The organism is uncultured Sphingomonas sp. (assembly GCF_964237155.1).
Classification (GTDB): domain Bacteria; phylum Pseudomonadota; class Alphaproteobacteria; order Sphingomonadales; family Sphingomonadaceae; genus Sphingomonas.
Window position 1 is genome coordinate 19,054 of the sequence record NZ_CAXSHH010000002.1, and the last position, 26,753, is coordinate 45,806.

The window sequence follows — 26,753 nt, forward strand, 5'->3', positions numbered from 1 at the left end:
GAACCGGGCTACTGGCGACCTAGCGTAAGCAAAGGGTCCGGTATCGACACCGATGTATGGGAAAAACCCGCGGTGGGACTTAAGGTGGAACAAGCCAATCCAGACTGAGGCACTCCGTCACCAAAACAGTAGGTAAGCGACACATCGCGGCACCCTCCATCTTTCCGCCAAAATTATCAACTGAATATCGGTCCTCCGAAGCGGGCACGACGCGCGTCGGGATCGTTCATCCGACTTGCCGAGTTTACCGCCGTGCCTGCGGCTCAGGATGTCGTCACGGCACCACACGTGCCGACGAGCAGATGTCCAGTTCGGTCGGACGCCACGGAAATCAGCGTGATCGCGGGCAGCACGATGACCGTTACGCCCAGCAGCGATTTCCGCATTTCGTCGGCGCTCGTCCGCCGAAGCTCGGCCCGGAGGCGATCCCGGCCTGGATGGCGGCCGCCTGTTCGCGGGGGCGCGATCGCCTATTCCCGGACCGCCGCCGGAACGCCGTAACGGACCTGGCCGCGCGGCCTCATGCGGCGACGCATCACCCCCCTGGAGGGTCGGCGAACCAGTGTGCCCGCGACCATCAATACGACCACAGTGCCGATGACGTCGGATATTCCGGCGTGTCCGGGCGGCGATGGGCGCGTATGGTCCGGCCATGCCCACGCCCGACCGACCCGCGTCGACCGCCTTCGAAGTCCCGGAGCCTCGCCCGCCCGCGCTGAGCCACGCGGCGCTGTTCGTCCGCTTCCTGCGGTTCGGCGCGACCGCGTTCGGTGGGCCCGTGGCGCAGATCGCGACCATCCGCCGGGAGCTGGTCGAGGAGGAACGCTGGATCTCGGGCGAGCGGTTCAACCGGCTCCTCGCGGTCATGCAGGCGCTGCCCGGGCCGGAGGCGCACGAGTTGTGCGTCCATCTCGGCATCCGGGCCAAGGGGCGCGTCGGCGGCGTGCTCGCCGGTCTGGGCTTCATGCTGCCCGGGCTCCTGCTCATGCTGGCGCTCGCGTGGCTGTACACGCGTGCGTCGATCGCGGGAACGGCGCTGGGCGCGACGTTCCTGGGGGTGCAGGCGGCCGTGATCGCGGTCGTCGTGCGTGCGGTCCACAGGATCGGCGAGCACATCCTGCTCGACAAGGTGCTGTGGCTTTGCGCGGTCTTATCCGCCGCGGCCGCCTTCGTCGGCGCGAGCTTCCTGATCGTGCTGCCGGCCGCAGGCGTCTTTCATGCGCTCGCGGCCTCCGGTCGACGGTTCACGGCCGCCATGGTGCTGGCGTTCGCCGCCGCTTGCGCGCTGGCCGCGTCCACCGGCCCGACCGGCCCCCGCGACGCGCTCGCGGCCCAAACGGTCGCGCCCGGCCTTGTCGCCCTATTCGTGGTGGGGCTCAAGGGCGGGCTGCTCACCTTCGGCGGAGCCTACACGGCCATCCCGTTCATCAGGGACGATACGGTGGGTCGGCGATGGCTGACCGATGCCCAGTTCCTGGACGGCCTGGGTCTGGCGGGCGTCCTGCCCGCGCCGCTCGTCATCTTCGCGACCTTCACGGGCTGGGTCAGCGGCGGCCTGGGCGGCGCGCTCGCGATCACGGCGGGCATGTTCCTGCCCGCCTTCGCCTTTTCGCTGCTGTTCTACGAGCGGCTCGAGGCGTTGGCCGAGCATCGGCGGCTGCAGCTGTTCCTGGCGGGGGTCGCCGCCGGCGTGGTCGGGCTGATCGCGCTCACCGTGATCGACCTGGCGCGGACGACGGCCGCGCGCGCGCCTGCCCCGGCCGCGGCGGCGGCGATCTTCGCGGCGGCGCTCGTCATATCGTACCGTTGGAGAAGCAAGTTCGCCGTACCTCTCGTGCTCGCGGTCGGTGCCGGCTGCGGGCTGCTCGCGTTCACCTGAAGCGGGATCTGCGTCGGGAGGAGGCGCTCTCCGTTTTCATCCAGGTCGACCGTTTTGCGGCTTCCCGATCATGACGCGTCGCCGGCATCGCGGCCTCGCGGAGAAAGCAGCGCCAGCCTGAGTGCGATCAGGACGATGACCCAGAGCACCCTGTTTTGATAGCGGATGTCAGGAGCCGAAATGGCGCCGCAGATGGCGTCGTTCGCCAGGATCAATAACAAGGAAAAGGCGACCATCCCCTTCGCCGCGCCGGCGAGGCCGCGCCAGCGCCAAGCGATGAACGCCAAGCTCGCCGCGAGCACGATGCGTTGAACGGCGATCAGCCACGGAGAGGACGTCGGCTCGACGCCGGATTCGACCTCACCGCTCCCGTCAAGCCGAATGGCATGAAAGATTGCGGGATCTATGCCGATCATCGACACTTGCCGCCACAGATTGAGCAATGACGCTTCGAGTTGATAAAATGGGTACGCGGCCAACGCGGAAGCCACGATCGACGCCTCCTCGGCGCGTATCCGATCCATCTGCGCGGGCGTCGCGCGGGTGGAGATGCCGTTGGAGCCCCACAGGAACTCGAAATTACTGGCCGGAATACCGTTCGGATACAGCTCGCATATCGCATATCCACGAGCGGGGCACGCGCGCTCCAGGTACCACAGCGCCGGACCGTCCTCGATCGAGCGCGCGAGCGCGAAGGGGTAATGTTTCGGCGTGACGCTGACCTCGCCGAACCCGACGAAGGACACGGCGAGATTCAAGGCGAGACCCGCTAGGATCGCGATGGCGGCCAGACGCCAGTCGCGGATCGTCGCCATGGCGTTGCCGCGCCACAACGCGATCACATAGTGAATCCCGCCCACCGCGAGAGCGACGAGCGCCAACGCGATATGGCTTTGATGCGCGGCGACGGCGGCGATGACGAGCGCGGCGAGCCACCCGCGCGCGGCATGTCCACGCACTTCCCCGGTCACCAGCCCTGCCAAGGCGGCGATCATCGCGCCCGCGAACACGTCCGGAAGCGCCGTCGTCGCGAAGATCGGCAATGTGCTGCCCACGATCAGCACGCCCGAGGCGGCAAGCATCGGAACCAGCCGGTCGGCATGTCGGCGCACGTCGAGCAGCACGACGACCAACCCTACCAAGGCGAGAAGCTGCGCCACGACCAGCGGTGCCAGGCTCACGCCCGGCCACGACAATATGTAGGTCGCTATCGAATAGACGATCGAACGAAGCCCGCCAACGCGCGGTTTGCCGGTCGCGTCGACCGGGTCGGGAGCATCGGGCGACCTGTTCGCATCCGACCGGGCGTTCATCTTCGGCGCGGCATGCGCGACGGCCTCCGCACCGAACGCGGTCCGCACGGCGGCGCGACCACCGCGATAATAACCCGAGGAGTCATAACCATAGCCGACCGACCCGTAGATCAGCACGGGCCAAGCCATGCCCAGCGCGAGCACGGACACGATCGTGGCGATATTGCCCCGTCGACGTGTTTGCCCCATCACGGCGATGTGCTCTGCCCGCATGAATTTTTCGACTTTCCCCGTTTCGACCATCGTGGCGGTTATGGCCGCTCATGGTCAAGCGCGCGACCGATGCGGACCGACCGGTGAACGATGTTTCGATCACCCCGCGAGTGAGCGTGGTGATTCCCTGCTACCAGGCCGCGTGGTCGATCCGCCGAACGTTGCGGTCGGTGATGGCCCAGCGTTTCACACCGTTCGAGATCATCTTGGTCGACGATGGCTCGACCGATGCGCTGGACGCGGCGATCGAGCCTTACGCCGATAGGATTCGTCTCGTCCGGCAGGATAACCATGGGCTGGCGGCCGCGCGGAATCGCGGCATCGCCCTGGCGCGCGCCGATCTGGTCGCCCCGCTCGACGCCGACGATCTGTGGCACCCTGATTATCTGGCGGATCTGGTCGCCGCGCTCGATGGGGCGCCCGCCGCCCCCTTCGCCTTCGCCGGATCGTTTCGGATCGACGAGGACGATCGGCTGCTTCCCGATCTTCATCTGCGGCGAGCGCCCAGGCACGACTTCGCCGGCTTGGTGAGCCTGAACTCGGTGGGCAGCGGCAGCGCCGCGGTATTTCGTCGCGCGATGCTGCTGGCGGCGGGCGGGTATGACCCCTCGCTGCGCGACCGCGCCGCGCAGGGCGCGGAGGATTGGAAATTGTTGGTCCACCTCGCCGCGATCGCGACGCCGGTGCCGGTTTCGCGCAAGCTGGTCGCCTATCGCCTGACGCGTGCCGGCATGTCGCAAGCTCGTCCGCAACGGCAACTCGCCGCGATCGATGCGGTGATCGACGATCTCGCCCGCGACTTTCCCGCGGCGCCGCGCCGGCTGTTCCGCGACGCCCGGACGATGATGACCGCCTGGCTGCTCCCTGCGTTCTTGCGCAACGGCATGATGGGCCAAGCGTTGCGGGAGGCGTGGCGCGGCTACGTGCTCAACCCACTCTGGTGGCGTAATCCGGAGCTGCTGCTGGTTCATACCGCGCGGCTACGCATGGCGCTGCGGGCTCGACCGGAGCCTTTGGGGCTGCTCAGCGACTGGACGGATGAGGACGGGAGCCGGCCGTTCGGTTTCCTGTCGCCATCAGGAACCGGCTGAGCGCCGTCCCGACCGACTCGATCGCGAAAGCCTCGGCCACCCGCGTCCGCGCCGCCGCCGCGAAGCGCGCGCGCAGTCCCGGGTCCCCCAGCACGCGATCGATCGCCAGGCCGAGCGCCGTCGCGTCTTCCCGCGCGACGACGAGCCCGCAAGGCGCGGCCCCGCCGGTGACGATGTCGGCGACACCCTGCGCGTCGGTCGCGACGACCGGCAATCCGCAGGCCATCGCTTCGAGCGGCGCGACCGGCATCCCTTCGATCCTGGATGCCGACACGTAGCAATCCGCCGCCGTCAGCCATGCTCTAAGCTCCGCTCGATCGGTGGTGTATCGGTCGATCCAGCGCACATTCCCGGTCGCGCCGACCATCGCGCGGAACCGGTCGCGGTCCTCGCCCGACCCGATCACGACCAGCAGATCGTCCGCCTCGCGCCGGCCGGCGGCCCACGCCGCCAGCAACACGTCCAGCCCCTTGCGCCAGATGGAGATCCGGCAATGGGAAATCGCGATCCGTGCCCGTGGCGGCAGATCGAGCATCTCGCGCATCGCATCGCGGTCGCCTCCCCACCACGTGTCGAGGCGGAGCGGATTGCCGATCGGGGCGATCGGCGGGAGGACTTTGTAAGAGGATGCCAGACGCGCTCGTTCGGCGCGCGACGCGACGATCAGCCCGTGCGCCTTCGCGATGGTGCGCGCGCGCACGACGCGTTCGACGCGCGACAGGGTGCGGTCGCCGCCCTGGAACGTCGCGAAGACTGGCAGGCCCATGCCGCGACCGATGCGCACCAGCAGGTCGAACCGGGGGTCCTCATATTCCTGGACGAGGATCGCGTCGACCCGCTCGGCGCGGATCGCGGCCGTGAAGGCCGCGCTTGGCTCGGTCCGCCAACGCGTGATCGCCTGGAGATCGGTCCGTCGATGCGGGACCCGCCGGCCGGGAACGAGCACGATCGGCACGCCGGTTCCGGCATGGACCAGCGTGGTCGTCGTCGTCACCCGGGCGGAGGGTGCGATCACCACTGTCTCGACTGCCGCGGTCGCCAACGCTTCGACGTAGCCGAACAGCCACCCTCCCGTCATCTCGCTTGCGAACCCTTGCGCATCGAGCCCGAGCGGTTCGAGGAAGGTCTCGATCACGTCCCCCCACGGAAAGATCGCGACCCGGAACGTCATCCTAGACGTCCCAGGCGTACGCGGTCTCGCTGCCCTTGCCCGCGCCGCGATCGGTCAGGTACCCGACCAGGGCGAGGGGCGCGGTCGCGGCATAGCCGATCGTTCTTCCGAGCCGCCCCAGCCGTGAAAAGGCCAGGTCGTGATAGATCGCGGCGAGCGGGCCGATGAAGGCCGCGCGCCGGTCCGCGGGTCGGCCGAACAACGCGGCGACCGCGTCCGGCGTATAGCCGCGCCGGACGTGCCCCCATTCCGCCATCAGCTCCGCCTCGTCGCGCGCCACCGCGCGCATGAACCCGTGGTGCGGATAGCGCCAGTCGGCGTCCGGGCAGGAGACGAGGATCGTGCCGCCCGGCCTCGCCACCCGCGCCGCTTCGCGTGCCGCGATCTGGTCATCCTGGATGTGCTCCAGCACGTCGAGAAGGGTGACGACGTCGAAGGAGTCGTCAGGGAACGGCAGGTCGCGGGCATCCCCCACGACGAAGGTGATGTCCCGGTTGGCCGCGTCGTCGGCCAGCGCCGGATCGATGTCGAGGTTCACGATCTCGGCGTCCGGGTAAAGCATTCCCGCCATGCCGCTACGCCCGCCGCCGATCTCCAGGATGCGCAGGCGCTTCCCGTCACCGATCCTCGCGGGCGAGACGCGGTGGATCGCGCGCATCTTCTCGCGATAGAAAAGTCCGTCGGTGAAGCCGTGGGGAAAGGGATTTCGGGCGAGGAACGCCCCGAGCGGCGCGCGCGCCGGTACATCAGTCATCGCGGACCTCCACCATGCGCGCCAACGTCGCTCGCCGACGCCAGCCGCGACGAAACCAGTATGTCGTTCCGGCAAGCCATCCCGCTGTCTCGTCCAAGGCGAGACGCAGTCGTCGCGGGTGCCATTCGATCAGGCTGCCGATGACCGTGCCGACGAGGTAGCGCGGCAAGGCGCGAAAGATGCGCGCGCGATCGCCGGGACTCCCGTACCGATCGTGCTGGACGATCAGCGCGGCGACGTGGCCGCGCATGTACGCCCGTATCTGTCGGCGCAGCCCCGCCATGTCGGCGCGATGGCGATGGTGGACGACGCAACGCGGCTCGTATAGGCAACGCCCACCCGCGGCGAGGATGCGGTACCACAATTCCGAGTCTTCCGAGCACCCCGCCGCGCCGGCGCCGAGCCGTTCGTCGAAAAGGCCGACCCGCGCCAACGCCTCGCGTCGGAACGCCATGTTCGCACCGGCGCCGATCCGCCAAACCGCGGGCGCGTGCGGCCGGGACGCGGCCAGGAATCGCTCGTCGAACATCAGCGGCAGGAAACCCGCGGCCAGCCCGCCGAAGCCGAACTCGAACATTCTCTGCGCCTCGCTGTCGAGCTCGGCGGGAAGCACCAGCCCGGTGACCGCGTCGACCCGGTCCACCGTCAGCGCGCGCTCCATCTCACCCATCCAGCCGGGGTCGGGCCGGGCGTCGTCGTCGGTGAAGGCGATCAGATTACCGGTCGCCGCGCGGATCCCGGCGTTGCGGGCGACGCTGAGCCCTGGACGTGGCTCGTGGACATAACGGCAATGCGGGTGCGCGGACACGACCGCCCGGGCGCTGCCCGCGGCGTCGTTGTCGACGACGATGATCTCGTCCGCCATCGGATCGAGGCGGGCCAGGCTGTCCAGGCAGGAGGCGAGGCCGGTCGGCCGGTCGCGCGTGCAGACGATGACGGAGCAGCGTCGGCGAAGCGGGGACGCGGCGGCGTCGGCGATCCGATCGAGCCGCCCCGCCACATCGTCGGGCGCATCGCCGACCAGGCGCGCATGGCGCTGGGTGCGTCCGTCATGTCCGGCGAAGGGAAGCACGCCGAAGACCGGGTCCCGGGCGGCGAGCTGCGCCGCGCCGAGATCGGCGCCGAGCGCGGCGACCGTCGCGGGTGAAAGCGGCAGTTCGGCCGCCGCGAAGGTCCGGGCGCCCAGGGGAAGCCCGCGCCAGCGGAAGATCAGGCGGACCGGCCCCGCATCGGGTCGCGGCGATGCAGTGTCGCCATGCGCGAGGTCGAGAGAGAGAACCCTAGTCATTCGGCCACCCGCCGCCGGATCGCGGACACGCGGCGCCGTGATCGATCATATTCCCCGGCGCCGCCGACCAGGCCGCCCCTCAGTTCCGCCCAGGCGAAGCCCACTTCCTGTCGCGTGCCGTGACGCCAAGCGCCCAGCAAGCGCCTCAGCTGGTCCGCCAGCCACCAGCGGACCAGCGCACGCTGTCTGGGGCGCAACGCCGGGTCATGCCGGCTCGCCTTGGTGAGGAACGCCGCGAAGCCGAGGCCCCACGTCCAATATTGGCGGCGCAACTGCTCGATGGTCTCGCGGTGCTCGTGGAACACGAGATAGGCCGGCTCGTAGATCATCGGCCGTCCGCTGCGCAGCACGCGATAGAATATATCGAGATCGCCCCCCCCGGGCACCGGCCCACCGGTGTCGAGCGCCTCGTCGAAGCCGCCGAGCGCGACGACCAATCGGCGGTCGAACGCCATGTTGCACCCCGCGCCCATGGTCCCAGCGCCGACCGGGTGAAGCCCGTTCTCGCCATCGTCGCCATGCACCTCGCGTCGCCGGAACCCCCGGCCGAAGCCGCCCCTTTCCTCGAACGCGATCTGCGCGGCCGTGTCGAGGCGATAGGCGAGCACGAGACCGGTGAAGCCGCCCGCGTCCGGCCGACTGCGCCACGCCCGCGCGAGCCCGTGCGCCCAGTGCGCGTCGACGACGACGTCATCGTCGAGATAGGCGATCAAGTCGGTATCGGCCGCGAAGAGCGCGGCGTTGCGCGCGAAGTCGAGCCCCGCCTTCGGCTCGCGGACGTAACGCGCCCAGGGCCGTCGCGCACAGACATCATGCGTGGCGGTATCGGAGGAGGCATTGTCCACCACGATCACACGCGTAGCCGCGAACGGCGATCCTGCCACCACGGGCGCGAGGCCATCCAACAACCGCGCCAGCCGAACCGCACGATCCTTGGTGCAGATCGCGATCGTCAGCGAGGGGAGCGGCGGCGCATCGGCCGGCCGGGGTTCCAGCGCCAGGGCCAATCGACGTTCGGCCACGTCGGCGCCGGCGATTTGCCGAACCGTCTCGCGATCGATCACGGTGCCCGGCGTGAACGCCTGCATGACCGCGCCGATCGGCCGGTCGCCGGATCGGAAACGGAATGCAAGTCCGGTGCGATCCGCAGGGCAGACGACCGCCTCGGGCAGTGCGTCCACATCGAGATCCACGATCGCGTAGCTCATCGCCGACCTCCGGCGCCGGTCTGGAGATCGTGCAGTTCGGCGAAGCGGCCGCGTTCGTTCAGCAGGGCCGACGGCGACCCGTTCTCCACCACGCGGCCGCCGTCCAGCACGACGATCGTGTCCGCCATGGCGACGCTGGCGAGGCGATGCGCGATGACGACCACCGTCCGCCCCGCGCCGAAGGCCGCCATCGCGAGCCGCACGTGATGTTCCGCCTCGGCGTCGAGCGCGTTGGTCGCTTCGTCGAGCAACAGGACCGCGGGATCGCGAAGCAGCACACGGGCAAGCGCGATCCGCTGGCGCTGGCCACCGGATAGGCGATAGCCGCCGGTGCCGACCCGGGTGGCATAGCCGTCGGGCAGCGCGCGGATCGCGGCGTCGACCGCGGCCAGCCGCGCCGCCGCCTCGATCCGCTCGAGCGCCGCCGTGGGGTCGCCGTAACCGATGTTCTCGGCGATCGACGTATCGCGCAGATGCACTTCCTGCGCCATCAGCCCGAGCGCGCGGCGCCATGCCACGACGTCCAGTTGCGTGAGTGGCCGGCCATCCACCAGGACCCGTCCCTGTGTCGGATCGACGAATCGGTAGAGGATGAGCATGATCGTCGACTTGCCCGCGCCCGAGCTGCCGACCAGTCCGGTCATGCGTCCCGCCTCGATCGTGAAGCTCACGTCCCGCAACGCCCAGGGCCCGTCGTCGCGATAGCGGAACCATACCTCCTCGAAAGTGATTCGCTGCGCCACCGTGTCGACGATGACCGGTCCCGACACGATCCCGGGGCGATCGGCTTCCGCCAGCAAATCCTCGACCTGCCGAACGGCGGGCAGCAGCCCGCGGCTCGCGAGCCGGCTGTCGATCAGCATGCGGGCGGGTGCCTGCAACCTGAAAAGGACCGACAGGAAGGCGACCAACGTCGCGACATGAAGGCCAAGCGCGGTGCCGGCCAGGATCAGCAGCGCCAGCGCCGCCACGATCGAGATCTCCGCAAGGGGTCCGGGCAGCGCCCACAGCCCGTCGAGCATGAGCATGCGGCTGCGGAGCGTTTCGGATTCCCGACGGAAGCGGTCCAGCTCCGGCCGCTCGCGCCCGAAGGTGCGGATCAGCTGGAGCGCACCCAGCAGGTCCATCATCCTGACGCCCAGCGCCTTGTTGTCCGTGACGACCGCGCCGCCGGCGTTTTCCGCCACCGTCACGGTCTTGCGCAGCAGGAGCACGATCGCGGCGAACGCCGCCAGTGCCACCAGCGTCAGCCGCCACGACAATGCGGCCATGGTCACGACCAGAACCGCGCCGCCGACCGCGGCCGCGCGAAATCGCAGGCCGTGCGCGACGACCGTGGCCGCCTTCCAGGAACTGTCCGCCAGCACCGACAGGATGTCGGCCTGCTCGTGCCGGCCACCGCGCTCCACCGCGCCGAAGAGCGTTCCCTCGAGCAGCCGCAGCCGCAGGGCGTGCGCAACCTGCCCCTCCGTCCGCTTGATCAGCAGGGTGGCGGCGAACTCGCACGCGTTCTTGGCGGCGACGAACGCCGCCAATACCATGAGGATGATGGGGACGGGTTGCCTGCCCAGCCAATCCAAGGCCTGCCAGCTTGTCCAGTCCGCGTCGGAAGCGCGGGTCAGGCGGCGCACCAATGGGATGAACGTGACGAGCGCGGCCCCGTCGGACAGGGCCGCCAACCCACTGAGCGCCATCACGGCCAAACCGACGCGACCCGGCGGCCTCGTCGCCGCCTCGTACGAGGTGTCGTCCGGCCTCCTCACCGCTCTTCGCGGCCCATGGCCGCTCGTTGCGCGGAGCATATCCCGGCGTGGATGCATCGGTTACCGTTCACGGGCGTCGATCGCCGGCTCGGTCGAAGCCGTAAGCCCGACGCGCCGATGTCTTCACTCGCGCCGCCCACTTGCCTGCGAATGGTGAGGCAGACCGAGGATCTCGACCCGTATGGCGGTCAGTCCGTCGCACGGCTTCGCCTTCGTCGTTTTTGAATGAGAAGCGTCCAGCCGAAGATCTGGCTGGCGTAGATGTGGTACGTCCAATGCATAAGGGCGATGGCGGGGAGCAGATGTGCCGGCACGCGCCGTCGCATGACCGCGAAAAGCCGACGGTTCTGCGCCAGATACGCCGCCGAAGCGACCGCCGCAGACACCAGGAGGGGAGGATAGGCGAAAGCTCCCGCCCACAATACGGGTGCCAGGTGCGCCAGGATCGCCGCGCGCCGTTCCTGGGGAGCGGCATTGAGGTCGACCGCCGGGACCCCCCGCTCGGCGATCAGGCGGGACCAGGGGATGGCGCGATGGAATATGTCGGTGCGCCAAACCCGCATCAGGCTCCACCGCTTGTGGTGGGTTCCCTGGGCGTCGCGGATCAACCGGATACGCCCGCCCGCCGCGATCAACCGCGTGCCGAGTTCGATGTCCTCGATGCTCGGGCGTCCATATCGGCTGGAGAAGCCGCCCGCATCCACGAAGGCGTCGCGGCGGATCGCGCCCAAGCCGGCCCAGAATGTCGTGGCCCGACTATTTCCTTGCTGATGCACCGCATGGTGACGGAGGTTCATGTACAAACTGGCTATGTTTCGCGCAGGAGGCCTATCGTCGTACGAGCCGAAAGCGGCGACGGTGCCGCCGTCGCGCCGCCCTTCGATCGCATGAACCAACCGTGCGATGGCGTCGACGTGCACCACGACGTCGGCGTCCACGAACACCAGCACGTCGCCCCGCGCGATGGCCGCCGCGCGATTTCGGGCCATGCCGGGGCCCAACGGCGCGCCGTCGTTCCGCATCACTCGCGCGCCGACGCTTCGAGCCAGATCGCCGCTGCCGTCGACGGAACCATCATCGAAAAACAGCAGTTCATCCGGGGTAAGCGATGAACCGATGATCGCCGAAAGGCACGACCGCAAGGTCGTTGCGCAATCCAGGCCCGGAACGACGACGGACACCTTCCAGCCTGCCGAAGGTGCCTGCCACACGATCAAGCTACGGCTTTATCTTGCTGAAGGCGCGGCGCGGCCTCCACGTCCTCATGGTAGGTCTGGTCGACGTTCACCGACCAGAGATCATGTTTGGCCCCACGGATGTTCTCGATCGCATACATGGCGGTAAGCATCGAGTGATCTTGATTATTGTATCGATGCATGCCGTTCCGACCGACCATCTGCAGGTTTCGGAACCGGCCCAACCAATCGCGCAACGTGTCCAGTGACGCGCGATAGTGATTATCATAAACGGGATAGGCAAGCGGCTGGCGGATCACCGTACCGTCCACGACGCTGGCGGCCTTGGCCAGACCGAGATGTTCAAGTTCCTTGGCCGCCATGGCCACCAAGTCTTCGGTCGTCATGGTCCAGATGCCGTCGCCCTGATTGCAGAAATACTCCATCCCGATGCTGGACCGGTCCTTATCCGGTACCATGTCCGGGGACCATGAGCGGAAATTCTGTATACGGCCGACATTCACCTCGGGACTATGAATGTAAATCCAGTTGTCGGGAAAGGGATCAGGGTCGTCGAGAATAAGCGTCACGATCAGGAAATCGCGATGACACAATAGTTTCGCCGCGGCTTGGATGGTTTCAGGCGCGGGCGGGTTCATCGCCTGGATCAGTTCGGTGATCGGCATCGACGAGATGAACTCGTCCGCCGCCAAAACCGAATGGGCGCCCTGTTCGTCTTCGACGCAGATAGCCGAGATACGCCGTCCGTCATGACGCACCTCCGTCACGCGCGCCTGCTTACGAACCTCGCCGTCCAGTTCCTGAACGCGATCGGCCATCGCCTCCCACATCATCCCCGGTCCCAAACGCGGATAATCGAACTCCTCGATCAGGCTGGCCGTGTCGTTCGCGCCGGTAAACGCGTTCATCACCGCCTTGCGGAGCGAAAGGTTCTTGATCCGCTGCGCGGCCCAATCCGCCTTGATCTCGGTGCAGGGCATGCCCCACACCTTTTCGGTGTAGGTCTTGAAGAAGTGCCAGAACAGACGACCGCCGAAGCGGTTCGTCACCCATTGCTCGAAATTATCTTCTTCCACGTGCGGCCGACTGCGCCACTTCATGTAGCTCATCAAAATGCGCGCCGACTCATAGACGCCGATATTGCCCAATGCGTTAAATATCTTCAACGGATAGGCGTAGAACTTGTCCTTGTAATATATCCGGCTCATGCGTGGTCGACGAAGGAACTCTTCCGGCATGACCTCCTTCCATATATCCTCCACCGGCTTCACCTTGGTGAAGAAGCGATGGCCGCCTATATCAAAACGGTATCCTTTGTAGTTTTCGGTCCTGGCGATCCCGCCGACCAGCCTGTCGGCTTCGAGAACGATGGGGTGCAGATCGACGCCGCGGGTAAGCGCGACATAGGCGGCGGTCAGACCGGCCGGGCCGCCGCCTATTATCGCGACGGTTCGGCGCGATCCATCGCCGACCGCGCAAGCCGGTCGCGATGCGATATCCGAACGGACCGCGGCGATCATCAGGTCGAGACCGTCGCTCAGCTTGACGTGCGGCGTCCAGCCGAGGAGCGTTCGAGCCTTGCCGATGTCGGGGCGGCGAAGCTTGGGATCGTCCTCCGGCAGCGGCTGCTTGATGATCTTGGAGGTGGACCCGGTCTTCGCGATCACGAGATCGGCCAGTTCCGAAACCGTGAATTCGTCCGAATTGCCGAGGTTCACCGGGCCCACCAGCGCTCCGTCGGCGTCCATCAAACGTATCAGCCCATCGACGGTGTCGGTGACATAGCAGAAGGATCGGGTTTGCCGCCCGGTGCCGAAGACGGTGATCGGCTCGCCTCTCAGCGCCTGGTCGATGAAGTTCGGCACGACGCGCCCGTCCCCGGAAGACATGCGTGGGCCATAGGAGTTGAATAACCGCGCGACGCGAATGGAGACGCCATGCTCGCGATGATAGTCGAAGAACAACGTCTCGGCGGCACGCTTGCCCTCATCGTAACAAGCGCGCGGCCCCGTACAATTGACCGCCCCGACATAGGTCTCGATTTGCGGATGGACCTCCGGATCCCCGTACACTTCGCTGGTCGAGGCTTGCAGCACGCGTGCGCCGTTGCGCAACGCCAGATCAAGCACGTTGATCGCACCGAATACATTGGTGCGCATGGTCCCGATCGGGTCGCTTTGATAATGGCGGGGAGAGGCCGGGCAAGCAAGATTGTAGATGCGATCGACCGGCAGATCGGGGAGCGCCGATCGTACGTCGCCCTCGATCAGATGAAAGCGCGGGGATCCCGACATATGTCGGACGTTATCCCGGAACCCGGTACTGAAATCGTCGAGGCACCAGACTTGATGACCAGTCCGATGCAGCTTCTCACACAAATGTGATCCAATGAAACCAGCACCGCCCGTGACCAGAATGTTGAACGAACCCAACTACTTCTTCCTCTCACTCGGACGCAAAAAATCGCTGCTGCCGACGATCTATCATTGTTTTAGTACACGGGATGCATGAATGCAAAGTGTCGCCTGTCCTGATCTGGATCATTAACTATTCAGCAGTTTGTCGCTGAACGAAGATCACTCCTTATCCTCAATGACTGTGGAATGCCTGATCCGGCACAGGCATTTAGGCCTACAGCTCACGGCGCTTCCGCTAAAAACAAGCGCCTGTGACGAGTGCGACGCGATGACGCCTAGCTGGTGCTGGTAGCGGTCGGCCGACCGGCCCCTAGCGGCTGGGATCGAGCAGGTACTTGGCCCCGGTCGCCTTGCGCGCATAAGCCTCGACCGTCGCCGGCTCCAGCGCCTCGGCGAGCGAGATCGTATGGGTGTAGTGGCTGGCGAAGGTGGTGAGGAGCTCGCGCGCCACCCGGTCCTTCAGTGCCTGCACCGCCTCCTGCCCGATCTTGCCCAGGAACGGCGTGAGCAGGAAGCCGCACACCCCCCAGGACAGCCCGAAACCGCGGTCGATGATCGTCGGCCCGACATCCAGCGAACCATAGATATAGACCTGCTTGAACGTCGCCGATCCGTAACGGCTATAGGTCGCGGCGGTGCGGTTGGCGGCCGCTTCCATCGCATGAAGGATCGTGTTGGCGAGCTTGCCGCCGCCGATCGCGTCGAACGCCAGCGTCGCGCCCGTTTCCGCCACCGCGTCGGTCAGCGCCTCGCGGAAATTCTCGGCCGTGCTGTCGACAATATGCCGCGCGCCGATCTCGCGCAGGATCGCCGCCTGCTCGGCGCTGCGCACGATGTTCACCAGCTCGACGCCGTCCGCCAGGCAGATTCGGTTGAGCATCCGCCCAAGGTTCGACGCGGCGGCCGTGTGGATCAAGGCGGTGTGCCCCTCCGCGCGCATCGTTTCCACCATGGCCAGCGCGGTCAGCGGATTGACGAACATCGACGCGCCGTCCGCCGCGCTCGCGCCCTCGGGGAGGACGATGCAGTCGCGCGCGCGGAGTTTGCGGAACCGCGTGTACATGCTCCCGCCGAGCATCCCGACGCGCTTGCCGACCAGTTCCTGAAGCTCCGGCCCCGCCGCGACCACGGTGCCCGCGCCCTCGTTGCCGACCGCCATAGGCTCGTCGATCCGGGGCTTCATCATGCCCATCCGCTGCGGCGGGATCGTCGCGGTCAGCGTCGGACGATCGCGCGACCCGCCCGCCGTCATCGTCGCCAGGTCGGCGGGGCCGAGCAGCAGCCCCAGATCCGACGGGTTGATCGGTGACGCTTCGACGCGCACCACCACCTCGCCCCGCCCGGGCTCGCCGACCGCGATGTCCTGCAGGTCGAGCACCAGCCGCCCGTCGGCGAACACCGTCGAACGTAGCTCCAGGCCTTGGTATGGCTGATCGGACATGACACGTTCCTCTCCCTGCGACGTGCCCGCCGCGTCTCAGGATATGCTTAACGCCGTGAACCCGCGCTTGTCATGCCTCACGCGACCCGTTTTTTATATGATATATAGGCTTTGTGTCCGCGATGGCGGTCGCTATCTTCGCAAAATGCGCAAGTGGGACGGTCAAGCTCGATGACGAAGGACGGATGCGTATGAGCGGCGACGCCCCGAGCAGCCTGCGCTCGCGCGCGTGGTTCGACGATCCGACCAACCCCGACATGACCGCGCTCTATGTCGAGCGTTATCTCAATTTCGGCCTGTCGCTCGAACAGCTCCAGGGCGGCCGACCGATCATCGGCATCGCCCAGTCGGGCAGCGACCTCGTCCCCTGCAACCGTCATCACCTCATCCTAGCCGAGCGCGTCAAGGCGGGGATCATCGAGGCGGGCGGGATACCGCTCGAATTCCCGACGCACCCGCTCCAGGAGACGGGCAAGCGGCCGACCGCCGGGCTCGACCGCAACCTCGCCTATCTCGGACTGGTCGAGATACTGCACGGCTATCCACTCGACGGCGTCGTGCTGACGATCGGTTGCGACAAGACGACGCCCTCCGCGCTGATGGCGGCGGCGACCGTGAACATCCCCGCGATCGCGCTGTCGGTCGGGCCGATGCTCAACGGCTGGTACAAGGGCGAGCGGACGGGCTCGGGCACCATCGTCTGGCGCGCGCGCCAGATGCTCGCGGCGGGCGAGATCGACGCGCGCGGCTTCATCGAGCTGGTGGCGTCCTCCTCGCCATCGACGGGCTTCTGCAACACCATGGGCACCGCGACGACGATGAACTCGCTCTGCGAGGCGCTCGGCATGTCGCTCCCCGGGTCGGCCGCGATTCCAGCGCCCTATCGCGACCGCCAGCAAGCGGCATGGGAAACAGGCCGCCGCATCGTCGAGATGGTCCGCGCTGACCGCAAGCCGTCCGACATCCTGACGCGCGACGCGTTCCTGAACGCGGTCCGCGTCAATTCGGCGATCGGCGGATCGACCAACGCCCCCATCCACCTGAACGCGATCGCGCGCCATGTCGGCGTCGAGCTGACGCTCGAGGATTGGGAGCGGCACGGCGCGGACGTGCCGCTGCTCGTCAACCTCCAGCCCGCGGGCGAGTATCTGGGCGAGGATTATTACCGCGCGGGCGGCGTCCCCGCCGTCATGGGCGCGCTGATCGACAAGGGGCTGATCGAGGGCGGGGCGCTGTGCGCCAACGGCCTGACCGTCGCCGAGAACTATACGGGCAAACAGAGCACGGACGAGGACGTGATCCGGCCGTTCGACCGGCCGCTCAAGACCCATGCGGGCCTGACCGTCCTGCGCGGCAATTTGTTCGACGCGGCGGTGATGAAGCTTTCCGTCGTCTCGCCCGAGTTCCGCGAGCGCTACCTGTCCGACCCCGCCAGCCCCGATGCGTTCGAGAGCTCCGTCGTGGTGTTCGACGGGCCGGAGGATTATCACAGCCGCATCGACAGCCCCGAACTCGGCGTCGACGAGCGGACGATCCTGGTGATGCGCGGCGCGGGACCGATCGGCTATCCGGGCGGCGCGGAGGTGGTCAACATGCGCCCGCCCGCCGCGCTGATCCAGGCGGGCGTCCATGCGCTGCCGTGCCTGGGCGACGGGCGGCAGTCGGGGACGAGCGGCAGCCCCTCGATCCTGAACGCCTCGCCCGAGGCGGCGGTCAATGGCGGCCTCGCGTTGCTGAAGACGGGCGACCGGGTGCGTATCGACTTGAATACTAGGCGGGTCGACCTGCTCGCGGATGACGCCGAGATCGCCCGTCGCCGCGCCGCGTTGGCGGAGGCCGGCGGCTATGCCTCCCCCGCCTCGCAGACGCCGTGGCAGGAGATCCAGCGCGGCATCGTCGGCCAGTTCGAGACGGGCGCGGTGCTCGAGCCCGCGATCAAGTATCAGCGCATCGCCCAGAAGGGGCTGCCGCGCGACAGTCATTGATGTGGCACGGGCGGATCACGCTCGGCCGGAACGGGAGAGTAGGATGACGGGCAGGTTTCTTCTGGGGCTGCTGGTGGGAGTTGGGGCCATGATCGCGACTCCGGCGGCGGCGGCGACCGCCAAGCGATCGAGCTTCGGCCGACTGCCCGACGGGCGCGAGGTCGCGGCGGTGACGCTCGCCAACGGACGGGGCATGTCCGCGACGCTGATCGCCTACGGCGCGGCGATCCAGTCGGTGATCCTGCCCGACCGCACCGGCAGGCCCGCCGACATCGCGATCGGCCATGCGACGATCGCCGACTACATCGCCAAGCCGCAATATTTCGGGGCCACGGTTGGCCGTTTCGCGAACCGCTTGGCGCTCGGACGTTTCACGCTCGACGGCCGGACCTACCAGACGCCAGTCAATAACGGTCCGAACGCGCTTCACGGCGGCACGCAAGGCTTCGACAAGGTGCTTTGGACCGTGCGCGACGTGAAGTCCGGCCCGACCGCGTCGGTCACGATGCGTCATGTCAGCCCCGACGGCGATCAGGGCTATCCCGGCGCGATGACGGTCGACGCGACTTATAGTCTCGACGAGCGGAACCAGCTCACCATCGAATATCGCGCCACGACGACCAAGCCGACGATCGCCAATATCACCAACCACGCTTATTGGAACTTGGCCGGCGAGGGCGCGGAGGGCGGCGCGATGGGTCATGTCGTGACGATCCCCGCCGACACCTTCCTCCCCACCGACGCGGGCGCGATCCCGACCGGCGAGCGCAAGTCGGTCGCGGGCACCGTGTTCGACTTCCGCCAGCCGACCGCGATTGGCGCGCGCGTTCGCGACGCGTCGGACGAGCAGATGGTGTTCGGCCGCGGCTACGACCATAACTGGGTCATCGGGCAGGAGGTGACGCCCGACCTGCATCTGATGGCGCGCGTCGAGGACCCGGTGTCCGGCCGGGGCTACGAACTCCATTCGAATCAGCCGGGGCTGCAATTCTATTCGGGCAACTTCTTCGACGGAACCAGCATCGGCAAGAACCGCCGCCTCCACCGCATGGGCGACGCGATCGTCATGGAGCCGCAGCTCTTTCCCGACACGCCCAACCAGCAGGGCTTCCCCTCGGCGACGCTCGTCCCCGGCCGGACCTATCGCAACGTCATGGTCTATCGCTTCACGACCGGCCGCTGACCCGTCGCCTCCAGGAGTTCACCCGCATGAAGTTCAAGCTGTCCCTCGCGCTCGCTGCGGCGACGCTGACGATCGCCGCCTCGCCCGCCCAGGCGCGCGATCAGTGGACAAAGGGGGCCGCGAACGGCTGGTACGCCGGCCAGCCCTGGCTCGTCGGCGCGAACTACGCCCCCGCCACCGCGATCAACCAGTTCGAGATGTGGCAGGCCGAGACCTGGGATCCCGCGACGATCGACAAGGAGCTCGGTCTCGCGCGCGGCATCGGCATGAACACGATGCGCGTCTATCTCCACAACATGCTTTGGGAGGAGGACCCGGAGGGGCTGAAGCGCCGCATGGACCAGTTCCTGACCATCGCCGCCAGGCACGGCATCCGCCCGATGTTCGTGCTGTTCGACAGCTGCTGGGACCCGAACCCCGTCGCCGGCCCGCAGCGCCCGCCGATCCCCGGCGTCCACAATAGCGGCTGGGTCCAGTCCCCCGGCGCCGCGCGCCTCGCCGACCGCGGCCAGCACGGAAAGCTCGAAGCCTACGTCAAGGACATCGTCGGCCATTTCAGGAACGACCGTCGCATCGTCGCCTGGGACGTGTGGAACGAGCCCAACAACGAGGGCGGCGGCAATTACGCGCCCACCCCGAACAAGAAGCAGCTCGTCGCCGCCCTCCTCGGCCGCATGTTCGACGCCGCGCAAGGGGCCGACCCGATCCAGCCGCTGACCTCGGGCCTGTGGACCGGCGAGGATTGGGACCAGCAATCCAAGCTCGACGCGGTCGAGCGCATCCAGGTCGCGCGGTCGGACATCATGTCGTTCCACGATTACAACTGGCCCGAGCAGTTCGAGCGCCGCGCGCGCCAGATGCAGACCTATGGCCGCCCCGTGCTCTGCACCGAATACATGGCGCGGGGCAATGGATCGACCTTCGACGGCTCGCTTCCCATCGGTAAGCGCATGAACATCGCCATGATCAACTGGGGCTTCGTCGACGGCAAGACGCAGACGCGCCTGCCCTGGGACTCGTGGAAGAAGCCCTACACCAGCGACGAGCCCACCATCTGGTTCCACGAGGTCTTCCGCGCCGACGGCACTCCCTATCGCGCCGCCGAGACCGACCTGATCCGGCGGCTCGCGGCCGCGCCCAAGGGCGTGGTGCCGCCCGCGCCGACGATGGCGGTGGCGGGCAGGGCGGCGCGTCGCTAATCCCCGACATTTCGGGGAGACGGCGATTGCTCAAGCGGATAGTGATGGCGGCGGCGGTAGGCCTGTGCGCGCAAGGAGCGCGGGCCGACGAACTGCAGGATCGGGTGCTGGCGGGCGCGCGCGCGACGCGGGCGGACTCGCACCTGTTCCGGCGCACCCTGGCGATCGAGCGGACGGGAGCGCCGCGCCAGGTTCGCGTCGAGGAGCATGATCCGCGCCGACCCGCCGCCCAGCGCTGGTCGCTCATCAGCATCGATGGGCGCGCGCCTACCGCGAAGGAACTGGCCGACGCGCGCAAGCAGCGGCGCGGGCCCGTTCCGTCCTACGCCGACATCGCGCGCTGGTTCGGCGCGCCGGCGGTGCGCGTCGCCGCCGCGCCGGGCCATGCCGCCTATCGCTTCGCGCGCCTGCCCAAGGGTGCGCTGAAGCTCGGCCCGTTCGACGCGTCGCAGCACGTGACGGCAGAGGCGATCGTGAACATACAGGGCGCGCGCCCGTTCGTGGAGCGGGTGCGCTGGACCGCGGCCAAGCCGTTCCGGATGATGCTGGTCGCGTCGGTCCGGAACATGGCGATCAGCGCCCGCTATCGCCTCCTGCCCGACGGCTACCCGGTCCCACAGGCCCTGAGCAGCGACACCTCGGGCTCGATGCTGGGCCGGTCGGGGCGGTTGCGGACCGACGCGACCTACGCCGACTTCCGCCCGGTACGATAGAAGGACGCGCCGCTAGGCCGCCGCTTCCGCCCGGTCCATCAGCGCCAGCACGTCGCCGATGATCTTGCGCATCGCCCCGTGCGCGGCATCGGCGTCGCGCGCGACGATCGCGTCCAGCACCGCGCGGTGGGCCGCGATGCTGGCGGAGTGACCAGTCAGCCGGTTGGTGAAGCGGATGGAGGTGCGCAGCGCGGTAGTCACGACGTCGCGGAACTGCACATAGAACGGGTTGCGCGACGCGCGCAGGATCGCGACGTGGAAGTCGATGTCGGCCTCCAGTATCTCGTCCTCGCCCCGGTCGGCCGCGACCATCCGCTCCAGCCCGTCCCGGATGTCCGCCAGGTCGCCCGCGTCCGCGAGGCGCGCGGCCAGCGCCGCCGCTTCCGGCTCGATCGCGATACGCAATTCGTTGAAATGCCGGAGCAGCTCGAGCGAGAATTTACGCTCGAGCAGCCAGCGCAGCACGTCGGCGTCGAACAGGTTCCACGACGTGGTCGCCTGCACGACGGTGCCCTGGCGCGGACGCGCGCTCAGCAGCCCCTTGGCGGTCAGCATCTTCACCGCCTCGCGCGTGACCGACCGGCTGACGCCGTGTTGCCTGGCCAGCTCGCCCTCCGTCGGAAAACCGCGCGCCTCGAACCGGCCACCGACGATCGCGCGCCCCAGACTGTCGAGCAGGCCGTATGTGAGATTGCGCCCCAGCCCCGCACGTATGCCTTCGGGATCGGCCCGGTCTTCCTGCTCGCTCATGATCCTCCGGTCGCGCCCGCTTGCGGGACATGGGTCTAACAGCGGTCGCCATAGGGGCAAGCCGCATCCCCAGGTCTATTTATCCGACTGATCGCACTTGCCCGCGTCCGACCGCGGAGCTTAGCATCCCGGGCTATCCCACGGGAGTTCACGATGATCGCGCGCGGCCTGCTCCTCCTGTCGACCCTGCCGCTATTCGCGTCCGCCCCGCCGCAGGTCGGGACGGGTCCGCGCAACCCCGTCATCGTCGGCGCGGACCCGCATCTGGCGATCGTGTGCGACCGCTATTGGCTATATCCGACCAACGCGACCGACCCGACCGACGGGTTCCAGGCGACCCGCCTTCACGGATATTCCTCGCGCGACCTGCGCGGCTGGACCCGCTCCGCCCCGCTCCTCGACATGGAGGACATCGCCTGGATCGACGATGACGGGGCACCCGAACACTATCTGTGGGCCCCCGCGCTCGCCCAGGCGAACGGCCGCTACTATCTTTACTACTCGGTCGGTCCGCAGAACCCGACGCCCAGCCGGATCGGCGTCGCCGTGTCCGACCGCCCCGGCGGCCCGTTCCGCGACAGCGGCCGCCCGCTCCTGACCGGCGGGCGGGGGTTCGAGGCGATCGACCCGATGGTGTTCGTCGACCCGGCGAGCGGTAGACCGTACCTCTACGCCGGCGGGAGCGCGGGCGCGACGCTCCGGCTGTTCGAGCTCAAGCCGAACATGACCGAGATCGCCCGCGAGATCCACGTCGTCACCCCGCGCAACTTCACCGAGGGCCCGTTCGTCCACCTGCGGAACGGCATCTATTACCTCTCCTACAGCCACGGCCGTTGGAACGACGCGAGCTATTCGGTCCATTACGCGACCGGCCGCTCGCCCGAGGGCCCCTGGACCTATCGCGGTGCCATCCTGACGAGCGACCGGACGCGCAAGGGTCCCGGCCACCACTCGATCGTCCGCGACGCGACGAGCGGCGACTGGTTCATCGCCTATCACCGCTGGGATCGCCCGCGGGGAGATGGCCCGTTCAAGGGCGTCCGAGTCACCGCCGTCCAGCCGCTGGAGCATGACGGGCGCGGCGCGCTACGCCCCATCCGCATGACCAACGCCCCGCCGCCGCCCGCCCCGATCGCCGCACCCGCCTGCTGACCCATGCCGGCGTGCAAACCGTTGCGAAAAGGTTACATCCCCTCACTTATGCGATAAATCCGCCATCCGTTCGCTTGCTGCCCCACCCCAAGCTTGCTCTAGATGAGCGACGCCGAACCGAGCGGGACGTAACCCGCCGTCGATGACCAGGGAGGACGACATGACCGTCAAGACGCAACTGCGCGCCACCACATCCGCCGTGGCCCTGTTCCTTGGCGCCGCGCCGGCCTTCGCCCAGACGCCTCCCTCCGGTCCCGCGACCCAGCCCCCCGCGACCCAGTCTCCGGCAACCCAGTCTCCGGCAACCCAGCCCCCCGCGACCGAGACGCCCGACACCGCTCAGGGGACCCCCGCCGACGCGACCGATCCCGTCGGCGACGAAACGGCGGGAGAGGACGTCGTCGTCACCGGCATCCGCGCCAGCCTAGCCTCGTCGCAAAGCCTGAAGCGCAACGCCCCCCAGATCGTCGACGCGGTGGTGGCCGAGGACATCGGCAAGCTTCCCGACATCGCCGTATCCGACACCGCCGCGCGCATCCCCGGCGTCCAGGTCGTGCGGCTTGGCGGCGAGGCGGCGCAGGTGCTGATCCGCGGCCTGCCCGAGGCGTTCTTCGGCACGCTCTATAACGGCCGCGAGATCTTCACCGCCGAACGCCGCGAGGTCGCGCTTCAGGATTTCCCGTCGGCGGGCATCGCCGCGCTCGAGGTGTTCAAGGCGAGCACCGCCAACCTCGTCGAGCCGGGAGTCGCGGGCCTCACCAACGTCCGCTCGCGCCGGCCCTTCGACTTCACCGGGTTCGAGCTGTCGGGCACGGTCTACGGCCTCCACACCGTCCAGGCGGGCAAGGTCACGCCCAACGGTAACATGCTGATCTCCAATCGCTGGGAGACCGGCATCGGCGAGATCGGCCTGCTCGTGAACGGCTCCTACACCGAGCTCCAGTTCCTCGATTCCGAACCGTCCAACACCGATTTCGTCGCCGACCCGACCATCAACGGTCAACGTGTTCGCTTTCCCGACATCCAGCGGCTCTTCTATCGTTCGGGCAACCGCTCGCGCCCGTCGGGCAACGCCTCGCTCCAATGGCGGCCCAGCCCCGATCTCGAATTCTACGCCGAGGGTCTGTATCAGGGTTTCCGCAACCGCATCGACGATCGGACGATCGAGGTGCCGCTGTTCGGCAACGCGGAGAGCAGGACGAGCTACGGCAACCTCGTCCTCCGCCCGGGCGCCAACCTGCTCGAAAGCGGCACGGTGACCAACTCCGCCGGTGCGCTGTTCGCGATCCAGGGCGGCACCTTTAACAAGACCGACACCTACCAGTTCGCGGTGGGCGGCATCTACGACGTGGGCCCGCTCAGGATCACCGCCGACCTGGCGCGCACGAAATCGAGCTTCACCGGTTCGACCGAGTCGGTCGATCGCACCCTCGCCGGCGGGCAGACGGTCGATTTCGACCTCCGCACGCCGCAATTCGGCATCCCCAGTTTCAACGCCGCCGACACCGCCAATTACTTCTTCGACGGCCTGTACGAAGAGGCGCAGGAGGCCAAGGGCGACGATTACCAAGCGCGGATCGACGCCGAGTACAAGCTTGATGGGGGTTTCATCCGCAGCCTGCAGGTCGGCGCGCGCTACACCACCCGCGACGCCCGCCGCGAGTTCGGCAATCGCTTCGCCGGCTTTCGCGGCCAGAACATTCCCCAAAGCGCGTTGCCACTCGACATCCGCTCGGTCCGCTCGGGCTTCAAGGGCACGGACGTCCAGGACTTCCGCACCTTCCTCGCGCCGACCTACGACAGCATCCGCGCGAACCGCGTGGACCTGCGCCGGTTCGTGCGCGCGCGCGGCGCGGCGAACTTCACCGACGAGGCGGTCGAGCCCAACCCGTTCGAGACGTTCGACGCGACGCTCGAGACGATCACGGGCTACGGCCAGGTCGGTTATGCGGTCGGCGAAGTGCTGGACGGCACGGTCGGCATCCGCGTCGTGCGCAGCGACCTCGGGATCGACGGAACCTCGCTCGTCGATCCGACGGGGGAAGGAGCCGCGACGGCGACGCCCGTGTCGCTCGACGACCGGTTCACCGATTATTTGCCCAACGCCAACATCCGCTGGCGGATCACTCCCGAATTGCAGCTCCGCCTGTCCGCGACGCAGACGCGCACGCTGCCCAGCTTCGCGCAGCTCAACCCGTCCCAAAACCTCGGACGGCCGGGGAACCAGACGCCGAGCGCGTCCAACCCGTACATCAACGCGCGTGTCGGCCGAGGCGGCAACCCGGACCTGCAACGCGCCGAGTCAAACAGCTACGACGCGTCGCTCGAATATTTCTTCTCGAACGCGGGCTTCGCGTCGGTGGCCGTGTTCCGGCGCGATGTCGACAATTTCATCCAGACGCTGACCAATCGCTTCAACGATCCGATCCTCGGTCCGATCGTGATCGAGAACCGGCCTATCAACACGCAGAACGCCCGCATCGACGGCGTCGAGGCGCAGCTCTCGACCTTCTTCGATTTCGACTTCCTGCCCGATTTCGCCCGCAGTTTCGGCGTGCAGCTCAACTACACCTACCTCGACGCCAAGACCGATTTTCCCGTCCAGCGCGAGGACGGCACGACCGCGGTCATCCGCGACCGGATCCAGGAAGTCTCCAAGCACACCTACAACATCGTCGGGCTGTTCGAGCGCGGGCCGGTGTCGGGGCGGCTCACCTACAACAAGCGCAGCCGCTATCTCGACCGGCGCGACGTCCGGTTCGAGGAGGAGGGCCTGCTCTACCGCGAAATCGCCAAGCCCGCCGGGCGGCTCGACCTGTCGACCAACCTGCGCGTCAACGACAACGCGACGATCTTCTTCGACGCGACCAACCTGACGGGCAAGCCGTTCAGGGTCGATTTCAGCTCCGCCCGCCAGATCTCTCCCGGGGGCGTGACGCCGGTCGTGTACGACACCCGCGCCGAGTTCGTCCGGTTCCTGCGCTTCGACGAGCAGACCTTCTCGCTCGGCCTGCGCTTCCGGATCTGACGCGAAGGTGAGCGGCGTCCGCGTGATCCCGCGCGGCGGCGAGCGCGACCGGCTCGGCGAGGGGCTGTTCTGGTCCGCGCGCGCGGGTGCGCTTTATTGGACCGACATCCTTGGCCCCGCGCTCAACCGGCTGTCGCTCGCCGACGGGCGGGTGACCCGCTGGCCGATGCCCGACATGATCGGCTGGGTGATCGAGCGTCGCGACGCGCCCGGCCTGATCGCGGGTTTCCGGAGCGGGTTCGCCGAACTGCTGCTCGACCCCGTCCGGATCACGCCCATCGTCGATCCCGAGCCCGACCTGCCCGACAACCGTCTGAACGACGCCAAGGCCGACGCGCATGGCCGCATCTGGGCGGGAACGATGCCGATCGGCGCGGACCGGCCAACCGGCTCGCTCTACCGCCTCGACCCCGACCGGACGACGACGCGCGTCGATACCGGCTATACGGTCGCCAACGGACCGGCGATCAGCCCGGGGGGCGACTGGCTTTACCATACCGACACCGTGCCCGGCCGTGTCTATCGCTTCGCGCTGGACGAGGCGGGCGTGCGCGACCGCGAACTGTTCATCCAATTTCAGCCCGGCTGGGGCCGCCCCGATGGCATGACCGTCGATGCCCAGGGCGGGCTGTGGATCGCGCATTGGGGCGGCGCGCGCGTCAGCCGCTTCACCCCCGACGGCGCGCTCGACCGATCGATCGCGCTTCCCGCCTCACATATCACCAACGTCTGTTTCGCGGGCGAGGCGTACGACCGCCTGTTCGTCACCTCCGCCGCCGAGGGCGCGGAGGACGAACCGCACGCGGGCGCGCTGTTCGAGATCGATCCCGGCGTCCACGGCGTCCCGCCGCACCTGTTCGGCGGCTGACCCCGCCGCCGCGGCGGGGAAGGGCACTCCCCGCTCATACCGCCTGAACCACGCCGGGATCGCGCGCGCCGTCGCTCTTGATAGGACCGAAACGGCCACACTTCCAATCGGACAAAGGCGACCATAGGTCAGGTTCGTCAG

The 26,753-nt window shown here is 67.8% G+C and carries 19 protein-coding genes; 9 read left to right on the forward strand and 10 right to left on the reverse strand.

The features are described from left to right. Positions 1-652 precede the first annotated feature (652 nt). Positions 653-1,879, forward strand: a complete 1,227-nt coding sequence (chrA, locus tag ACFE71_RS00780) for a chromate efflux transporter (protein WP_375426911.1) — start codon at positions 653-655, stop codon at positions 1,877-1,879. A gap of 68 nt (positions 1,880-1,947) precedes the next feature. On the opposite strand, the gene ACFE71_RS00785 is transcribed toward chrA, so the two are convergent. Then, positions 1,948-3,405: a hypothetical protein gene (locus ACFE71_RS00785; RefSeq protein WP_375426912.1), complete on the reverse strand. Its 1,458-nt coding sequence runs from the start codon at positions 3,403-3,405 to the stop codon at positions 1,948-1,950. A gap of 83 nt (positions 3,406-3,488) precedes the next feature. Here ACFE71_RS00785 and ACFE71_RS00790 point away from each other — a divergent pair, with 83 nt between their 5' ends. Next, positions 3,489-4,496: a glycosyltransferase family 2 protein gene (locus ACFE71_RS00790; RefSeq protein ID WP_375426913.1), complete on the forward strand. Its 1,008-nt coding sequence runs from the start codon at positions 3,489-3,491 to the stop codon at positions 4,494-4,496. Here ACFE71_RS00790 and ACFE71_RS00795 read toward each other — a convergent pair. The 8 genes from ACFE71_RS00795 to ACFE71_RS00830 all read right to left on the reverse strand — a co-directional run bounded on the left by ACFE71_RS00795 (position 4,429) and on the right by ACFE71_RS00830 (position 15,734). Next, positions 4,429-5,667 (reverse strand): glycosyltransferase family 4 protein, encoded by a 1,239-nt coding sequence (locus tag ACFE71_RS00795; protein WP_375426914.1) that lies wholly within the window; start codon positions 5,665-5,667, stop codon positions 4,429-4,431. The genes ACFE71_RS00790 and ACFE71_RS00795 overlap by 68 nt on opposite strands. A 1-nt stretch (position 5,668) precedes the next feature. Further along, complete coding sequence (locus ACFE71_RS00800) at positions 5,669-6,421, reverse strand: class I SAM-dependent methyltransferase (protein WP_375426915.1); 753 nt, start codon at positions 6,419-6,421, stop codon at positions 5,669-5,671. Then, on the reverse strand, positions 6,414-7,709 hold the full coding sequence (locus tag ACFE71_RS00805; protein ID WP_375426916.1) for a glycosyltransferase family 2 protein: 1,296 nt from the start codon (positions 7,707-7,709) through the stop codon (positions 6,414-6,416). The genes ACFE71_RS00800 and ACFE71_RS00805 overlap by 8 nt, the downstream gene beginning before the upstream one ends. After that, positions 7,706-8,917, reverse strand: a complete 1,212-nt coding sequence (locus ACFE71_RS00810) for a glycosyltransferase family 2 protein (protein WP_375426917.1) — start codon at positions 8,915-8,917, stop codon at positions 7,706-7,708. Before ACFE71_RS00810 ends, ACFE71_RS00805 begins: the two co-directional genes overlap by 4 nt. Beyond that, entirely contained in the window at positions 8,914-10,611 is a 1,698-nt protein-coding gene (locus tag ACFE71_RS00815; RefSeq protein ID WP_375426918.1) for an ABC transporter ATP-binding protein, read from the reverse strand. The genes ACFE71_RS00810 and ACFE71_RS00815 overlap by 4 nt, the downstream gene beginning before the upstream one ends. 257 nt (positions 10,612-10,868) lie before the next feature. Further along, a complete protein-coding gene (locus ACFE71_RS00820) occupies positions 10,869-11,891 on the reverse strand; it encodes a glycosyltransferase family 2 protein (protein WP_375426919.1) in 1,023 nt (340 codons plus the stop codon). Between the two features lie 2 nt (positions 11,892-11,893). Beyond that, positions 11,894-14,308 carry an NAD-dependent epimerase/dehydratase family protein gene (locus tag ACFE71_RS00825; RefSeq protein WP_375426920.1) on the reverse strand — a complete coding sequence of 805 codons (2,415 nt, stop codon included), beginning with the start codon at positions 14,306-14,308 and terminating at the stop codon, positions 11,894-11,896. 295 nt (positions 14,309-14,603) lie between these two features. Then, positions 14,604-15,734, reverse strand: coding sequence for a zinc-binding dehydrogenase (locus ACFE71_RS00830; RefSeq protein WP_375426921.1), 1,131 nt, complete (start codon positions 15,732-15,734; stop codon positions 14,604-14,606). Positions 15,735-15,925: 191 nt separating this feature from the next. On the opposite strand from ACFE71_RS00830, the gene ACFE71_RS00835 reads away from it, so the two are divergent. Genes ACFE71_RS00835 through ACFE71_RS00850 form a run of 4 tightly spaced genes read left to right on the forward strand, consistent with a single transcriptional unit; the run spans position 15,926 to position 20,814 of the window. Continuing rightward, complete coding sequence (locus ACFE71_RS00835; protein WP_375426922.1) at positions 15,926-17,719, forward strand: IlvD/Edd family dehydratase; 1,794 nt, start codon at positions 15,926-15,928, stop codon at positions 17,717-17,719. 43 nt (positions 17,720-17,762) lie between these two features. Next, on the forward strand, positions 17,763-18,902 hold the full coding sequence (locus ACFE71_RS00840) for an aldose epimerase family protein (protein WP_375426923.1): 1,140 nt from the start codon (positions 17,763-17,765) through the stop codon (positions 18,900-18,902). A 26-nt stretch (positions 18,903-18,928) separates the two neighbouring features. Next, on the forward strand, positions 18,929-20,101 hold the full coding sequence (locus ACFE71_RS00845; protein WP_375426924.1) for a cellulase family glycosylhydrolase: 1,173 nt from the start codon (positions 18,929-18,931) through the stop codon (positions 20,099-20,101). Positions 20,102-20,127: 26 nt separating this feature from the next. Continuing rightward, complete coding sequence (locus tag ACFE71_RS00850) at positions 20,128-20,814, forward strand: hypothetical protein (RefSeq protein WP_375426925.1); 687 nt, start codon at positions 20,128-20,130, stop codon at positions 20,812-20,814. Positions 20,815-20,826: 12 nt separating this feature from the next. On the opposite strand, the gene ACFE71_RS00855 is transcribed toward ACFE71_RS00850, so the two are convergent. Then, positions 20,827-21,564 (reverse strand): FadR/GntR family transcriptional regulator, encoded by a 738-nt coding sequence (locus tag ACFE71_RS00855; protein ID WP_375426926.1) that lies wholly within the window; start codon positions 21,562-21,564, stop codon positions 20,827-20,829. A 153-nt stretch (positions 21,565-21,717) separates the two neighbouring features. On the opposite strand from ACFE71_RS00855, the gene ACFE71_RS00860 reads away from it, so the two are divergent. The 3 genes from ACFE71_RS00860 to ACFE71_RS00870 all read left to right on the forward strand — a co-directional run bounded on the left by ACFE71_RS00860 (position 21,718) and on the right by ACFE71_RS00870 (position 26,612). Then, positions 21,718-22,716, forward strand: a complete 999-nt coding sequence (locus ACFE71_RS00860) for a family 43 glycosylhydrolase (RefSeq protein WP_375426927.1) — start codon at positions 21,718-21,720, stop codon at positions 22,714-22,716. Between the two features lie 160 nt (positions 22,717-22,876). Beyond that, positions 22,877-25,744 carry a TonB-dependent receptor gene (locus ACFE71_RS00865; RefSeq protein ID WP_375426928.1) on the forward strand — a complete coding sequence of 956 codons (2,868 nt, stop codon included), beginning with the start codon at positions 22,877-22,879 and terminating at the stop codon, positions 25,742-25,744. 7 nt (positions 25,745-25,751) lie between these two features. After that, positions 25,752-26,612, forward strand: coding sequence for an SMP-30/gluconolactonase/LRE family protein (locus ACFE71_RS00870; RefSeq protein WP_375426929.1), 861 nt, complete (start codon positions 25,752-25,754; stop codon positions 26,610-26,612). Positions 26,613-26,753 lie beyond the last annotated feature (141 nt).

Excerpts from the sequence above, each read along its gene's own strand:
- chrA (WP_375426911.1), top strand. The coding sequence starts at position 653 with ATGCCCACGCCCGACCGACCCGCGTCGACCGCCTTCGAAGTCCCGGAG.
- ACFE71_RS00785 (WP_375426912.1), bottom strand. The coding sequence starts at position 3,405 with ATGCGGGCAGAGCACATCGCCGTGATGGGGCAAACACGTCGACGGGGC.
- ACFE71_RS00795 (WP_375426914.1), bottom strand. The coding sequence starts at position 5,667 with ATGACGTTCCGGGTCGCGATCTTTCCGTGGGGGGACGTGATCGAGACC.
- ACFE71_RS00800 (WP_375426915.1), bottom strand. The coding sequence starts at position 6,421 with ATGACTGATGTACCGGCGCGCGCGCCGCTCGGGGCGTTCCTCGCCCGA.
- ACFE71_RS00805 (WP_375426916.1), bottom strand. The coding sequence starts at position 7,709 with ATGACTAGGGTTCTCTCTCTCGACCTCGCGCATGGCGACACTGCATCG.
- ACFE71_RS00810 (WP_375426917.1), bottom strand. The coding sequence starts at position 8,917 with ATGAGCTACGCGATCGTGGATCTCGATGTGGACGCACTGCCCGAGGCG.
- ACFE71_RS00815 (WP_375426918.1), bottom strand. The coding sequence starts at position 10,611 with ATGGCGCTCAGTGGGTTGGCGGCCCTGTCCGACGGGGCCGCGCTCGTC.
- ACFE71_RS00830 (WP_375426921.1), bottom strand. The coding sequence starts at position 15,734 with ATGTCCGATCAGCCATACCAAGGCCTGGAGCTACGTTCGACGGTGTTC.
- ACFE71_RS00835 (WP_375426922.1), top strand. The coding sequence starts at position 15,926 with ATGAGCGGCGACGCCCCGAGCAGCCTGCGCTCGCGCGCGTGGTTCGAC.
- ACFE71_RS00840 (WP_375426923.1), top strand. The coding sequence starts at position 17,763 with ATGACGGGCAGGTTTCTTCTGGGGCTGCTGGTGGGAGTTGGGGCCATG.
- ACFE71_RS00845 (WP_375426924.1), top strand. The coding sequence starts at position 18,929 with ATGAAGTTCAAGCTGTCCCTCGCGCTCGCTGCGGCGACGCTGACGATC.
- ACFE71_RS00855 (WP_375426926.1), bottom strand. The coding sequence starts at position 21,564 with ATGAGCGAGCAGGAAGACCGGGCCGATCCCGAAGGCATACGTGCGGGG.
- ACFE71_RS00860 (WP_375426927.1), top strand. The coding sequence starts at position 21,718 with ATGATCGCGCGCGGCCTGCTCCTCCTGTCGACCCTGCCGCTATTCGCG.
- ACFE71_RS00865 (WP_375426928.1), top strand. The coding sequence starts at position 22,877 with ATGACCGTCAAGACGCAACTGCGCGCCACCACATCCGCCGTGGCCCTG.